The 14,855-nt window shown below is 61.4% G+C and carries 12 protein-coding genes; 5 read left to right on the top strand and 7 right to left on the bottom strand.

Annotated features, from left to right (window positions below; translation table 11 throughout):
- Positions 1-7 precede the first annotated feature (7 nt).
- The 3 genes from HDC32_RS17075 to HDC32_RS17065 form a co-directional block, all read right to left on the bottom strand.
- Complete coding sequence (locus tag HDC32_RS17075) at positions 8-973, bottom strand: DUF523 and DUF1722 domain-containing protein (protein WP_131698513.1); 966 nt, start codon at positions 971-973, stop codon at positions 8-10.
- A gap of 112 nt (positions 974-1,085) precedes the next feature.
- Entirely contained in the window at positions 1,086-1,301 is a 216-nt protein-coding gene (locus tag HDC32_RS17070; RefSeq protein ID WP_184744867.1) for a TIGR02450 family Trp-rich protein, read from the bottom strand.
- Positions 1,298-2,284, bottom strand: a complete 987-nt coding sequence (locus HDC32_RS17065) for an NAD(P)/FAD-dependent oxidoreductase (RefSeq protein WP_131698511.1) — start codon at positions 2,282-2,284, stop codon at positions 1,298-1,300. The genes HDC32_RS17070 and HDC32_RS17065 overlap by 4 nt, the downstream gene beginning before the upstream one ends.
- A gap of 212 nt (positions 2,285-2,496) precedes the next feature.
- On the opposite strand from HDC32_RS17065, the gene HDC32_RS17060 reads away from it, so the two are divergent.
- Positions 2,497-3,396: a TIGR01777 family oxidoreductase gene (locus HDC32_RS17060; RefSeq protein WP_184744866.1), complete on the top strand. Its 900-nt coding sequence runs from the start codon at positions 2,497-2,499 to the stop codon at positions 3,394-3,396.
- Between the two features lie 15 nt (positions 3,397-3,411).
- Complete coding sequence (gene hemH / locus HDC32_RS17055) at positions 3,412-4,437, top strand: ferrochelatase (RefSeq protein ID WP_131698509.1); 1,026 nt, start codon at positions 3,412-3,414, stop codon at positions 4,435-4,437.
- A gap of 89 nt (positions 4,438-4,526) precedes the next feature.
- On the opposite strand, the gene HDC32_RS17050 is transcribed toward hemH, so the two are convergent.
- Both HDC32_RS17050 and algW read right to left on the bottom strand, forming a co-directional pair.
- Positions 4,527-6,623 (bottom strand): TonB-dependent siderophore receptor, encoded by a 2,097-nt coding sequence (locus tag HDC32_RS17050; RefSeq protein ID WP_184744865.1) that lies wholly within the window; start codon positions 6,621-6,623, stop codon positions 4,527-4,529.
- Between the two features lie 112 nt (positions 6,624-6,735).
- Positions 6,736-7,890, bottom strand: coding sequence for a Do family serine endopeptidase AlgW (algW, locus tag HDC32_RS17045; protein WP_184744864.1), 1,155 nt, complete (start codon positions 7,888-7,890; stop codon positions 6,736-6,738).
- A 102-nt stretch (positions 7,891-7,992) separates the two neighbouring features.
- On the opposite strand from algW, the gene HDC32_RS17040 reads away from it, so the two are divergent.
- The 3 genes from HDC32_RS17040 (at position 7,993) to cysN (ending at position 11,713) form a co-directional block, all read left to right on the top strand.
- Complete coding sequence (locus tag HDC32_RS17040) at positions 7,993-8,751, top strand: Nif3-like dinuclear metal center hexameric protein (RefSeq protein WP_131698506.1); 759 nt, start codon at positions 7,993-7,995, stop codon at positions 8,749-8,751.
- 136 nt (positions 8,752-8,887) lie between these two features.
- Positions 8,888-9,805: a sulfate adenylyltransferase subunit CysD gene (gene cysD, locus HDC32_RS17035; protein ID WP_017137614.1), complete on the top strand. Its 918-nt coding sequence runs from the start codon at positions 8,888-8,890 to the stop codon at positions 9,803-9,805.
- A 9-nt stretch (positions 9,806-9,814) separates the two neighbouring features.
- Positions 9,815-11,713, top strand: coding sequence for a sulfate adenylyltransferase subunit CysN (gene cysN, locus HDC32_RS17030; RefSeq protein ID WP_184744863.1), 1,899 nt, complete (start codon positions 9,815-9,817; stop codon positions 11,711-11,713).
- A gap of 112 nt (positions 11,714-11,825) precedes the next feature.
- On the opposite strand, the gene HDC32_RS17025 is transcribed toward cysN, so the two are convergent.
- The gene (locus tag HDC32_RS17025; protein WP_145335417.1) at positions 11,826-12,725 is read right to left on the bottom strand and encodes an acyltransferase; all 900 of its coding nucleotides are present in this window, start codon (positions 12,723-12,725) and stop codon (positions 11,826-11,828) included.
- The gene (gene pta, locus HDC32_RS17020; RefSeq protein ID WP_053131777.1) at positions 12,726-14,825 is read right to left on the bottom strand and encodes a phosphate acetyltransferase; all 2,100 of its coding nucleotides are present in this window, start codon (positions 14,823-14,825) and stop codon (positions 12,726-12,728) included.
- Between the last annotated feature and the right edge of the window lie 30 nt (positions 14,826-14,855).

The raw sequence follows: 14,855 nt of genomic DNA, 5'->3' as shown, positions 1-14,855 counted from the left end.
TCATGGTTTAGATCGCATTACGCAGGCTGAGATTTTCCGGGTGCGGCTGCAAGTAGGCCTGCTGCGCGATGTAGCGGTCCGGGTGTTGGCGAAAGTGATGCTTGAGCAGGGTCAACGGCACCACCAGTGGCACGATGCCCTGATGGTACTGGCCGATAACTGTCTGTATTTCCTGTTTGTCATCGGCGCTGATGGCCTGCTTGAGGTAGCCGCTGATGTGTTGCAGCACGTTGGTGTGGGTGCCGCGGGTGGCGCACTTTTTCAGGCCGGTCATCAAGTCGCTGAAATAGCAGGCGCCCAACTCGTCGAGGTCGACGTCCTTGGCCATGCTGCCGAGGCGGTGGCCCAGGCTCTTGTAATGCATCAGGCTGTGGGCCATCAGCAAATACTTGTAGCGCGAGTGAAACGCCAGCAAGCGGTGGCGGGTCAGGCCCTCGGCCTGCAGTTGCTGCCAACTGGCGTAGACGAAGACGCGGGTCAGGAAGTTTTCCCGCAGTACCGGGTCATTCAGGCGGCCGTCTTCTTCCACAGGCAGGTTCGGGTGACGCGCGCAGAACGCCTGGGCGTAAATGCCACGCCCGCCGCCCTCCACCGGCGCTCCGTTTTCACGGTAGACCTTGACGCGTTCCAGACCGCAGGATGGCGACTTCTGCATGAAGATGTAACCGCACAGGTCGGTGTGTTCGGCGGCCATTTTGCGGGCGTATGCGTCCAGCGGCGCGGTGACATTCAGCTCGCGGTGTACGGTGCCGACGGCCTGGGGTTGTTCGGCATCGCCCACCAGGCGAATGGTTTCACGGGGGATACCCAGGCCGATCGCCACTTCCGGGCACAGCGGCACGAAGTCGAAATACTCGGCGAGTACTTCGCTGCATAGCTGGGATTGCTTGTGACCGCCATTGAAACGCACGTTCTCGCCCAGCAGGCAGGCGCTGATGCCAATCTTCGGCTTGATGGACGATGGTGTGGGCATGGCCAAACCTCTGCAAGATTCCTGTACAAAATATAAAATCTGTACAACCAAGTCTCATCATAGGTTTGATGCTGTACAAGTCAAATTATTTGTACAAGTATTTGCTCGGGAGCTATTTCCAGCCGATTTGCCAATCCTCGGCATTTTGCAGGGTTTGCCAGGCCAGGCGATCAGTGCGCTTGGTCATCACGGCTTGCAGCTCGATTTCCAGCAAGGTGCCTTCTTCGTCACGAAACAGCTCGGTCACCAGGAAGTGTTTTTCTTTGTTGCGGGGCCGGGCTGCCGTCCACTTCGACAGCAGCAGTTTGGCGGGGTTGATGCGGTTCATTGCAGGTGCTCGATCAACCGTCGCGCGGCTTCCTGGCCACTGAGCCATGCCCCTTCCACCCGGCCCGAGAGGCACCAGTCGCCACACACGTACAGGCCCAGGTCGGCGTCGGCCAGCACCCCGAATTCATGGGCGCTGGACGGTCGTGCGTAGAGCCAGCGGTGCGCCAGGCTGAAGGACGGTGCGGGCATGGCGCTGTGGAGCAATTCGGCGAAGGCACCGTGCAGGTGTTCGATCACCGCCTCCTTGGACAGGTCCAGGTGGGCCTTGCTCCAAGTGCTGGTGGCGTGCAGCACCCAGGTGTCGAGGGTGTTGTCGCGCCCGGGCTTGCTGCGGTTGCGCGCCAGCCAGTCGAGTGGGCTGTCTTGCACGAAGCAGCCTTCCATTGGTGTATCCAGGGGCTTGTCGAAGGCCAGGGCGATGGCCCAGGTCGGGTCCATCTTCACGCCGGCGGCGGCGCTCGCCAGTTTGGGGGCGGCGGCCAGAAGCGCAGTGGCCTGGGGGGCGGGCGTGGCGATGATCACGTGGCTGAAGGGGCCGTGGTTTTCACCGTCGGCATCCAGCAGGTTCCAGTGTTGCTTGCCTTGGAACACTTCGGTGATACGGCAACCGAACTCCACCGGCAGGTCGTCGAGCAGGGCGCGGGTGATTGCGCTCATGCGTGGCGTGCCGACCCAGCGGATCTGTTCATCGGGGGAGGGCGTGAGCTGGCCGGACTTGAAGTTGTACAGCTGGGGTTTCCATTGCTCGGCCCAGCCGTTGCTTTGCCAGCGCTGCACTTCGTTGACGAAGCGTCGATCGCGGGCGGTGAAGTATTGGGCGCCCATGTCCAGTGCGCCGGCGTCGCTGCGCTTGCTGGACATGCGGCCGCCGCTGCCGCGGCTTTTATCGAAGAGTTGTACAACGTGCCCGGCGTCTTGTAACGCTCGGGCGGCGGAGAGACCGGCGATGCCGGTGCCGATGATCGCGATGGGGACAGTCATGGGAGGCCTCGTTTTACCGTTGGGTACAGGCTACGCCGACACCAATAGCTGTACAATATTATTTTTTGGTATAAGTTTTGGCGTACCTGATCGCTTGGCGTGACCTATGGTTAACCATGAGGCTTAAACAAAAGTCACGCTCGATTACAAATTGATCCCTGCTTATAAAATAGACTAGTGATCGGCGGCGAACGTTACATGAGGAGCGTCCCATGCATATTTTGCTGACCGGCGGTACCGGCCTGATCGGTCGCCAACTCTGCCAACACTGGATTGCCCAAGGGCATCGCCTGACGGTGTGGAGCCGTCATCCTGAAGACGTCGCCCGGTTGTGCGGTGCAACGGTGCTGGGCGTGAGTCGTCTGGAGGAGGTGATTGGCGCGGTGGACGCGGTGGTTAACCTGGCGGGTGCGCCGATTGCTGACCGTCCCTGGACCCACAAACGCAAGGCGTTGCTTTGGAGTAGCCGCATCGGCTTGACCGAAACCCTGCTGGCCTGGCTCGAAAGCCAGGCGCAGAAACCGGCGGTGCTGGTTTCCGGTTCGGCGGTGGGCTGGTACGGCGACGGTGGCGAGCGCGAACTGACCGAGGCCAGCGGGCCGGTACAGGACGATTTCCCCAGCCAACTGTGCATCGCCTGGGAAGAAACCGCCCAGCGTGCCGAAGCGATGGGCATCCGCGTGGTGCTGGTGCGTACCGGCCTGGTGCTGGCGGCCGAGGGCGGCTTTTTGTCGCGCCTGTTGCTGCCGTTCAAACTCGGGCTGGGCGGGCCTATCGGCAACGGGCGGCAGTGGATGCCGTGGGTGCATATCAAGGATCAAATCGCCCTGATTGATTTTCTTCTGCACAAGGATGACGCCAGCGGTCCTTATAATGCCTGCGCGCCGCACCCGGTGCGTAACCGCGAGTTCGCCAAGACATTGGGCCAGGTGCTGCACCGCCCGGCGTTCATGCCGATGCCGGCCTTTGCGTTGAAGGTGGGTTTGGGCGAGTTGTCCGGCTTGTTGCTGGGCGGCCAGAAAGCATTGCCCGAACGCCTGGTGGCGGCCGGTTTCACTTTCCAGTTCACTGAGTTGCGTGCGGCTTTGGACGACGTTTCCAGCCGCCTCTAAGAGATAGGATGTTGCATGACGGATCACGCGTTGTTACTGGTCAACCTGGGCTCACCGGCGTCCACTTCGGTGGCCGATGTGCGCAGCTACCTCAATCAGTTCCTGATGGACCCTTATGTAATCGACCTGCCGTGGCCGGTACGGCGCTTGCTGGTATCGCTGATCCTGATCAAGCGCCCCGAGCAGTCTGCCCATGCCTACGCCTCGATCTGGTGGGACGAGGGCTCGCCGTTGGTGGTACTCAGTCGTCGCCTGCAACAGCAGATGACCGCGCAGTGGACCCAGGGGCCCGTGGAGTTGGCGATGCGTTATGGCGAGCCTTCCCTGGAAACGACCCTCACGCGGTTGGCCGCCCAAGGTATTCAAAAGGTCACGCTGGCGCCCTTGTACCCGCAATTTGCCGACAGCACCGTGACCACGGTGATTGAGGAAGCCAAACGGGTGGTGCGTGACAAAAAGCTCAACGTACAGTTCTCGATCCTGCAGCCGTTCTACGATCAGGCTGAATACCTCGATGCGTTGGCAGCCAGCGCCCGACCTTATATAGACGCGCATTACGACCACTTGCTGCTGAGCTTCCACGGCTTGCCCGAGCGCCATCTGAAAAAGCTCGACCCTACCGGTGCGCACTGTTTCAAGGACGCGGACTGCTGCAAGAATGCCTCGCCTGAGGTGCTCGCTACCTGCTACCGCGCGCAATGCTTCAGCGTTGCCCGGGATTTCGCCGCGCGCCTGGGCTTGCCCGACGACAAATGGTCAGTGGCATTTCAATCGCGCCTGGGTCGCGCGAAATGGATCGAACCCTACACCGAGGCACGCCTGGAAGCGCTGGCCCAGCAAGGGGTGAAAAAGCTGCTGGTGATGTGCCCCGCGTTTGTTGCCGATTGCATCGAGACCCTGGAAGAGATCGGTGATCGTGGTCGGGAGCAATTCCGCGAGGCGGGCGGTGAGGAGTTGGTGCTGGTGCCGTGCCTCAATGATGACCCGCAATGGGCGGCGGCGCTCAATACCCTCTGCGAAAGAGCACCGCTGTCACTGTAGGCGCGAGCTTGCTCGCGAAGGTCGTTAACGATAACGCAGTGCATCTGGGGTAATGCGGCGCTCTCAGGTGCTTCGCGAGCAAGGGGCGGTTAGAGGTTGAGGGTCAGGCTGACGGTGAAGTTGCGCGGCTCGCCGGGATTGACCCAGTAATTGCTGTAGGACCGCTCGTAGTACTTTTCATCGAACAGGTTGTTGAGGTTCAGGCCCACGGTGACGTTCTGCGTGGCCTTGTAATGGGCCAGCAAATCGACGGTGTGGTAGGCGGGCAGCTCAAAGCGACTGCCCGCTTCACCCGAGCGATCCCCTACATAGGTGAACGCCGCGCCCAGGTCTGAACCGCGTAACGCACCTTCCTGGAATTCATACACTCCCAACAGACTGCCGCTGCGCTTGGCCACGCCAAGAATTCGGCTACCTGCTGGAATGGATTTATCACCCTTGGTCACTTCGGCGTCGATGTAGGCAAAGGCGCCGATCACTCGTACGGCATCGGTCAGTTGTCCTGTCAGTTGCAGGTCGAAGCCCTGGCTGCGTGCCTTGCCCATGGCGCGGTTGGTATTGGTGGCCGGGTCCAGGGCCAGCACGTTTTCCTTTTCGATATGGAAGGCAGCGAGGGTGGCGCTGAGGCGGTCGTCGAACAGCTCGCTCTTGATCCCCACCTCATAGCCCACGCCTTCTTCGGGCTTAAAGGTCTTACCGGTGGCGCCCAGGCCGCTGTTGGGTTTGAACGAGGTGGAGGCGTTGGCGAATACGCCGACCTCTGGCGTCAGTTGGTAGAGCAGGCCGGCGCGCTGGGTAAGTGCGTCGTGGGTTTGCCGACTCTTGGCATGGTTACGGGTGAAGTCGTCGGTGCTTTGTTCGAAATGCTCGAAGCGCGCGCCGACCATGCCGCGCAGGCGGTCGGTGAAGATGATCTGGTCTTGCAGGTTCAGCGCCTGGCTTTTGGTCTGTTCGAAGAAGTCGGTGCCGGAACGTTCGCCGTTGGGTTTGGGCTGGCCGTAGACCGGGTTGTAGAGGTCGATGGGGTAGAGGCTGCCGGCAATGGCGGTGACGCGCTCCTTCTTGCGGTAATCCTCGTACTCGGTGCCGACCAGCAGTTCATGTTGCCAACTGCCAATCTCAAACAGGCCGCGCAGTTCCAGTTGGGTGATGCTGTCGTGCCAACCCATGGAACGTTCGCGGTAACGGCGGTTGAGGGTGTGGCCGTCGGCGTTCAGCGCGCGGTTTTCCGAGGCGTCGCCCCACAGGCTGCCTTGCTTGTAATGGCTGGCCAGGCGCAGTTTCCAGGCGTCGTTGAGGTGATGCTCAAGGGTGGCCTGGATGCGGTTGTTGTGGTTGTCGATATCGCCGTCGTTGGGTTCGCCGAGGAAAGTGGAGCGCGATACGCCGGGGGCGTCGACGATGCCCCGATCGAAGGTGGAGCTGTGGCGTACGAATTCGCTTTCCACCAGCAGGCGGGTGTCCGGGTCCAGTTGCCAACTGAATGAGGGCGCGACAAATACGTGCTTGCTCTCGACGTGATCGCGGAAGCTGTTGTTGTCTTCCACCGCCAGGTTGACCCGCGACAGCAGGTTGCCCTCGTTGTCCAGTGGCGTGTTGACGTCCAAGGCGGTGCGATAGCGATCCCAACTGCCGGCGCTGGTTTGCAGGGTGGTGAAGGCTTCAGGCTGAGGCTTTTTGGTGACGATATTCACGGTGCCGCCGGGATCACCACGGCCATACAGGCTGGCGGCGGGGCCCTTGAGCACTTCGATACGTTCGATATTGGCCGCGTCCGGCGTGCTCGGGTAGCCACGGTTGGCGCTGAAACCGTCCTGGTAGAACTCCGACGTGGTGAAACCGCGCACGCTGTATTCATAGAGGGTAAGGCCACCAAAGTTGTTCTGCTTGGACACGCCGCCGGCGAACTCCAGGGCGCGTTCCACGCTGGTGCTGCCCAGGTCCGTGAGTACCGAGGCGGGAATCACGCTGATGGACTGTGGGATGTCGCGAAGGGCGGTGTCGGTTTTAGTCGCGCTGGCAGAACGGGTGGCGCGGTAGCCGTTGACCGGGCCGGTGGCGGATTCATAGGCGTCGGTGGTGACGCTGATGGCGTCCAGCTCAACGGTATTGTCTTCGGCAAAGGCGGGGTCCAGCAACAAACCCAAGGCCAGGCCAGCCAGGGGGGCAAACTTTCGAGACGGCATGATAGAGCGTTCCAATGGCGATATTGAAACAATATAACATGTCCAATGAGAATGCTTCTGCTCTGAAACATGAGCTTACAGGTACCCGCGAACGGGTACCTGCCGAGGTGATTTATTCCTCTTCCTTGACCGGTGCAGGCGGTGGGCGCAGGCCGATTTCCGCCAGCAGCTTGATTTCTTTACCGTTGCGCATCACCTGGATCGCCACCTTGTCGGTCGGCTTGATCCGCGCGACCTGGTTCATCGACTTGCGCCCATCACCGGCCGGTTCGCCGTTGATGCTGAGGATCACATCCCCCAACTGCAGGCCGGCTTTCTGTGCCGGGCCATCGCGGAAGATCCCGGCGACCACGATGCCAGGGCGCCCGGTCAGGCCAAACGACTCGGCCAGCTCCTTGGTCAGCGGCTGCACTTCAATCCCCAGCCAGCCACGAATTACCTGGCCGTGCTCGATGATCGACTTCATCACTTCCATCGCCAGCTTCACCGGGATCGCAAAGCCGATGCCCTGGGAACCGCCGGATTTTGAGAAAATCGCCGTGTTGATGCCGGTCAGGTTGCCATTGGCATCCACCAGTGCGCCGCCGGAGTTGCCCGGGTTGATCGCCGCGTCGGTCTGGATGAAATCTTCGTAGCTGTTCAGCCCCAGCTGGTTACGCCCGGTGGCGCTGATGATGCCCATGGTCACCGTCTGGCCCACCCCGAACGGGTTGCCGATGGCCAGTGCCACATCACCCACCCGCAGCCCATCGGAGCGGCCGAGGGTGATGGACGGCAGGTTTTTCAAATCGATCTTCAGGACCGCTAGGTCGGTTTCCGGGTCGCTGCCCACCACACGGGCCAGGGTTTCGCGGCCGTCACGCAGGGCCACCACAATCTGGTCGGCCCCGGTGGTCACGTGGTTATTGGTGAGGATGTAGCCTTCGGGGCTCATGATCACCCCGGAACCCAGGCTGGACTCCATGCGGCGCTGCTTGGGCCCGTTGTCACCGAAATAACGGCGGAACTGCGGATCTTCAAACAACGGATGGGCCGGCTTGTTGATGACCTTGGTGGTGTACAGGTTGACCACGGCCGGAGCGGCGATGACCACCGCGTCCGCGTAAGTCACCGGGCCTTGCACCACCGAGCTGGTCTGCGGCGCCTGTTGCAGGTTGACATCAAAGGTGGGTAAGCCCACCCACTGGGGATAACGCTGAATAATCAGCATCGCGATCAGCACGCCAGCCAGCAATGGCCATCCAAAAAAACGCAGTGCCTTGAGCATCAAGTAAGTCCTGACAGGTTGCAGGGGGCGGGAGAGCGCCCATAATGTCGCGCATTATACGAGGCTGCGAGCGCCTCGGAACGGGATATTTAGGAGTCTTTTATGGCCGTCCCCCTTACCACCCTCGTCGAGGAAGCGGACCGCTACCTTGGCAGCGCAAAAATTGCCGATTATTGCCCCAATGGCCTGCAGGTCGAGGGGCGGCCGCAAGTGATGCGCATCGTCAGCGGCGTGACCGCCAGCCAGGCCCTGCTGGACGCGGCCGTCGAAGCCCAGGCCGATTTGATCCTGGTGCACCACGGTTATTTCTGGAAAGGCGAAAACCCCTGTATCACCGGCATGAAGCAACGCCGCCTGAAAACCCTGCTCAAGCACGACATCAGCCTGTTGGCCTACCACCTGCCGCTGGACCTGCACCCCGACGTTGGCAACAACGTGCAACTCGCCCGACAGCTGGAAGTCACCGTCGAAGGCCCACTGGACCCGAGCAACCCCAAGATCGTCGGCCTGGTCGGCTCGCTCGCCGAACCGCTGTCGCCCCGCGACTTCGCCCGGCGAGTGCAGGATGTGATGGGCCGCGAGCCGCTGCTGATTGAAGGCAGCCAGATGATCCGCCGCGTCGGCTGGTGCACCGGTGGTGGCCAGGGTTACATCGACAACGCCATCGCCGCCGGCGTCGACTTGTTCCTGAGCGGTGAAGCCTCCGAGCAAACCTTCCACAGCGCCCGGGAAAACGACATCAGCTTTATCGCCGCCGGCCACCACGCCACCGAGCGTTACGGCGTACAGGCTCTGGGCGACTACCTGGCGCGGCGCTTTGCCTTGGAGCATCTGTTCATCGATTGCCCCAACCCGATTTGACGGCCAAACCTTGGGGCATATTGATATACCGTTTCGATCTAGCTGGCGCCCTGAATAGAAGAAGGTGCTGTGCTAGCATGCCCCGCTCGAACACGGCCCGCTGGCCGTCCATAAGATCGTTTTTCCGTGAGTAACCATGGTCGACAAACTGACGCATCTGAAACAGCTGGAGGCGGAAAGCATCCACATCATCCGCGAGGTCGCCGCCGAGTTCGATAACCCGGTGATGCTCTACTCGATCGGTAAAGACTCCGCCGTGATGCTGCACCTGGCGCGCAAGGCCTTCTTCCCGGGCAAGCTGCCGTTCCCGGTGATGCACGTCGACACCCGCTGGAAATTCCAGGAGATGTACAAGTTCCGCGACAAAATGGTCGAAGAGCTGGGCCTGGACCTGATCACCCACGTCAACCCGGACGGCGTAGCGCAGGGCATCAACCCGTTCACCCACGGCAGCGCCAAGCACACTGACATCATGAAGACCGAAGGCCTCAAGCAGGCCTTGGACAAGCATGGTTTCGACGCTGCCTTCGGCGGTGCCCGTCGCGATGAAGAGAAATCCCGTGCCAAAGAGCGCGTGTACTCGTTCCGCGACAGCAAGCACCGCTGGGACCCGAAGAACCAGCGCCCGGAGCTGTGGAACGTCTACAACGGCAACGTCAACAAGGGTGAGTCGATCCGTGTGTTCCCGCTGTCCAACTGGACCGAGCTGGACATCTGGCAGTACATCTACCTGGAAGGCATCCCGATCGTGCCGCTGTACTTCGCCGCCGAACGCGATGTCATCGAGAAGAACGGCACGTTGATCATGATCGACGACGACCGCATCCTCGAGCACTTGTCCGACGAAGACAAAGCCCGAATCGTCAAAAAGAAAGTACGTTTCCGTACCCTTGGCTGCTACCCGTTGACGGGCGCGGTGGAGTCCGAAGCCGAGACGCTGACGGACATCATTCAGGAAATGCTCCTGACGCGAACTTCCGAGCGCCAGGGCCGTGTCATCGACCACGATGGTGCAGGCTCGATGGAAGATAAAAAACGTCAAGGCTATTTCTAAGGGGCTGTCATGTCGCATCAATCTGATTTGATCAGCGAGGACATCCTCGCCTACCTGGGCCAGCACGAGCGCAAGGAAATGTTGCGCTTCCTGACCTGTGGCAACGTCGACGACGGCAAGAGCACCCTGATCGGGCGCCTGCTGCACGACTCCAAGATGATCTACGAAGATCACCTGGAAGCCATCACCCGTGACTCGAAAAAGTCCGGCACCACCGGTGACGACATCGACCTGGCATTGCTGGTCGACGGTCTGCAGGCCGAGCGTGAGCAGGGCATCACTATCGATGTTGCCTACCGCTACTTCTCCACCGCCAAGCGCAAATTCATCATCGCCGACACCCCCGGCCATGAGCAGTACACCCGCAACATGGCCACCGGTGCGTCCACCTGTGACCTGGCGATCATCCTGATCGACGCCCGCTACGGCGTGCAGACCCAGACCCGTCGCCACAGCTATATCGCCTCGTTGCTGGGCATCAAGCACATCGTGATCGCCGTCAACAAGATGGACATCAATGGCTTTGACCAAAGCGTGTTCGAGTCGATCAAGGCCGATTACCTGAAGTTCGCCGAGGGCATCGCCTTCAAGCCGAGCACCATGGCATTCGTGCCGATGTCGGCGCTCAAGGGCGACAACGTGGTGAACAAGAGCGAGCACTCGCCCTGGTACACCGGCCAGTCGCTGATGGAGATCCTCGAGACCGTCGAGATCGCCAACGACCGCAACTACACCGACCTGCGTTTCCCGGTGCAGTACGTCAACCGTCCGAACCTGAACTTCCGTGGGTTTGCCGGCACCCTGGCCAGCGGCATCGTGCACAAGGGCGACGACGTCGTGGTGCTGCCGTCGGGCAAGAGCAGCCGCGTCAAATCCATCGTCACCTTCGAAGGTGAGCTGGAGCACGCCGGCCCCGGCCAGGCCGTGACCCTGACCATGGAAGACGAGATCGACATCTCCCGTGGCGACCTGCTGGTGCATGCCGACAATGTGCCGCAAGTGACCGACGCCTTCGACGCCATGCTGGTGTGGATGGCCGAAGAACCGATGCTGCCGGGCAAGAAATACGACATCAAGCGCGCCACCAGCTACGTGCCGGGTTCCATCACCAGCATCGTGCACCGTGTGGACGTGAACACCCTGGCCGAAGGCCCGGCGAGTTCGCTGCAGTTGAACGAAATCGGCCGGGTCAAGGTCAGTCTCGACGCCGCCATCGCATTGGATGGCTACGACAGCAACCGCACCACCGGTGCGTTTATCGTCATTGATCGCTTGACCAACGGCACCGTGGGCGCCGGCATGATCATCGCACCGCCGATTACCCACGGCAGTGCGGCCCATCATGGCAAGTTGGCCCATGTCGCCACCGAGGAGCGCGCCCTGCGTTTCGGCCAGCAACCGGCCACAGTGTTGTTCAGCGGCCTGTCAGGCGCGGGCAAGAGCACCTTGGCCTATGCGGTCGAGCGCAAGCTGTTCGACATGGGCCGTGCGGTGTTTGTGCTGGATGGCCAGAACCTGCGTCACGACCTGAATAAAGGGTTGCCGCAGGACCGTGCCGGACGTACCGAGAACTGGCGTCGTGCCGCTCACGTGGCGCGTCAGTTCAACGAAGCCGGCCTGCTGACCCTGGCCGCGTTCGTCGCCCCGGATGCCGAAGGCCGTGAACAGGCCAAGGCGCTGATTGGCAGCGATCGCCTGCTGACCGTGTACGTGCAGGCCTCGCCGCTGGTGTGTGCCGAGCGTGATCCGCAGGGCCTGTACGCGGCGGGTGGGGATAACATCCCTGGCGAATCCTTCCCGTACGACGTGCCGTTGAATGCCGACCTGGTAATCGACACCCAGGCCCTGTCGCTGGAAGACAGTGTCAAGCAAGTGTTGGAGCTGTTGCGTCAGCGCGGCGCGATCTAAACCTCGCTGCAGTCAAATGTGGGAGGGGGCTTGCCCCCGATAGCAGTGTGTCAGTCAGTACATCTGTCACTGATCCACCGCTATCGGGGGCAAGCCCCCTCGCACATTTTGGTTATCGTTTGTCTGGGAAGTCTTTGTGAAGTCGGTCCAGCAACGCATCCTTGGTTTCCCACAGCTGGTTGATCCACCCCTGGAACGCCAACCGATACTCCCCATCCTGCTCATAATTTTTGCCGATAAACTCGGCCGGAATCTGCACCTCTTCAAACTGCACCACCACGTCCTTCACATTCCCGCACAGCAAATCCCAATACCCAGGGCGTCCGCCAGGGTAGTGAATGGTCACGTTGACCAGTGATTTCAGCTGTTCCCCCATGGCATCCAGCACAAACGCGATACCACCCGCCTTGGGCTTGAGCAGGTAGCGAAACGGCGACTTCTGCTGTGCGTGCTTGCTCGGCGTAAAGCGCGTGCCTTCGGCAAAGTTGAAAATGCCCACCGGATTGTTGCGAAACTTCGCACAGGTCTTGCGGGTGGTTTCCAGGTCTTTGCCTTTCTTCTCCGGGTGCTTCTCCAGGTAGGCCTTGGTGTAGCGCTTCATGAACGGAAAGCCCAACGCCCACCACGCCAAGCCAATCACCGGCACCCAGATCAACTCCTGCTTGAGGAAGAACTTCAGCGGGCGAATGCGTCGATTGAGCACGTATTGCAGGACCATGATGTCGACCCAGCTCTGGTGGTTGCTGGTGACGAGGTACGAGTGCTGGTAGTCCAGGCCTTCAAGGCCTTTAAGGTGCCAGCGGGTGCTGCGCACCAGGTTCATCCAACCCTTGTTGTTGGTGACCCAGGCTTCATGGGTGTGGTTCATCAGCCATTCACTGAAGCGTTTGGCGAAGGGCAGGGCCTTGAACAGCGCCACGACAAACAGGAACGAACACAGCAGGATCGTGTTCAGCGCCAGCAACAAGGACGCGATCACCCCGCGTACGGCGGCAGGTAGAAAATCCAGCATTTAGATATCCATAGGTCGGTTGGCGGCTTGGATCGCAGTCAGCGCGATGGTGTACACGATGTCGTCGACCTGGGCGCCACGAGGCAGGTCGTTGACCGGTTTGCGCAGGCCTTGGAGCATCGGCCCCAGGCTGACGCAATCGGCACTGCGTTGCACGGCCTTGTGCGTGGTATTGCCGGTGTTCAGGTCTGGGAACACGAACACGGTGGCTTTACCGGCGACCAGGCTGTCGGGGGCCAGTTGGCGGGCGACGGTTTCGTTGGCGGCGGCGTCGTATTGCAGGGGGCCGTCGATCAGAAGCGAGCTTTGCTGCTCATGAGCGAGCAGGGTGGCTTCGCGGACCTTCTCCACTTCCTCACCGCTGGCCGAGTCGCCGCTGGAGTAGCTGATCATCGCCACACGCGGGGTGATGCCGAAGGCGGCGGCCGAGTCGGCGCTTTGCAAGGCGATTTCCGCCAGCTCGGCGGCACTTGGGTGCGGGTTCATCACGCAGTCGCCGTAGACCAGCACCTGCTCGGGGAACAGCATGAAGAACACCGATGACACCAGGGTGCAGCCCGGTGCGGTCTTGATCAGCTGCAAGGCCGGGCGAATGGTGTTGGCGGTGGAGTGGATAACCCCGGAGACCAGACCGTCCACTTCATCCAGTGCGAGCATCATGGTGGCGATCACCACGGTGTCTTCCAGTTGCTGCTCGGCCATCGGCGCATTCAGGCTCTTGCTCTTGCGCAGGGCAACCATGGGCTCGACGTAGCGCTGGCGAATCAGGTCCGGGTCGAGAATCTCCAGGCCTTCGGGCAATTCGATGCCTTGGGCGCGCGCGACGGCTTCCACGTCAGCCGGCTTGGCCAGCAGTACGCAGCGCGCGATGCCCCTTGCCTGGCAGATGGCGGCGGCTTGCACGGTCAGCGGCTCGCTGCCCTCGGGCAGCACAATGCGTTTGTTGGCAGCCTGGGCGCGTTGGATCAACTGGTAGCGGAACACCGCCGGCGACAGGCGCATCTCCCGTGGCGTGCCGCAGCGCTGGTGCAGCCAGCGCGCGTCGAGGTGGCTGGCGACGAAATCGGTGATGATCTCCGCGCGCTCGCGGTCATCAATGGGGATTTCCTTGTTGAGGTTGTTGAGCAGGTTGGCGGTTTCGTAGGAACCGGTACTCACCGACAAAACCGGCAGCCCAGCCTGGAAGGCGCCGCGGCACAGCTCCATGATGCGCGGGTCGGGCAGGGTATCGCTGGTCAGCAGCAGGCCGGCCAGGGGCACGCCGTTGATCGCGGCCAGGCTGACGGCGAGGATGATGTCGTCACGGTCGCCGGGGGTCACCACCAGCACGCCGGGCTTGAGCAGCTCCACGGTGTTACGCATGGTGCGGGCGCAGATGATGATCTTGGTCATGCGCCGGGTTTCGTAGTCGCCGGCGTTGAGGATCTGCGCGCCCATCAGATCGGCCACGTCGCGGGTGCGCGGCGCGTTGAGTTCCGGCTGGTAAGGAATGCAGCCGAGCAGGCGGAAATCACCGCTGCGCAGCAAGGGGGAATGCTCCTTGAGGCGCGCCGAGAAGGCTTCCATGCTTTCGTCGGTGCGTACCTTGTTCAGGATCACGCCGAGCACTTTCGGGTCTTTCGGGCCGCCGAACAGTTGGGCCTGCAATTCCACGCGGCCGGAGAGTTCGGTGAGCACTTCGTTTTCCGGGGCCGAGACCAGGATCACTTCTGCGTCCAGGCTCTTGGCCAGGTGCAGGTTGACCCGGGCCGCATAGCTGGCGCTGCGGGTCGGCACCATGCCTTCGACGATCAGCACGTCCTTGCCCACGGCGGCTTGCTGGTAAAGGGTGATGATTTCCTCGAGCAGTTCGTCGAGCTGGCCGTCGCCGAGCATCCGCTCCACGTGAGCCAGGCCCAGGGGCTGTGGTGGTTTTAGTCCGTGGGTGCGCGCTATCAGTTCAGTGGAGCGCTCAGGGCCGGTATCGCCAGGGTGCGGCTGGGCAATCGGCTTGAAGAAGCCGACTTTCAGGCCGGCTCGCTCAAGGGTACGCACCAGCCCAAGGCTGATGGAGGTCAGGCCCACACCAAAATCGGTGGGCGCGATAAAAAAAGTCTGCATGCGAATTCTCTGGAGGTGCATGGCTTCGGT

Origin of the sequence: Pseudomonas sp. JAI120 (assembly GCF_014207255.1) — a bacterium.
Taxonomy (GTDB): Bacteria; Pseudomonadota; Gammaproteobacteria; order Pseudomonadales; family Pseudomonadaceae; genus Aquipseudomonas.
This window is presented reverse-complemented; position numbering and strand designations above follow the sequence as displayed.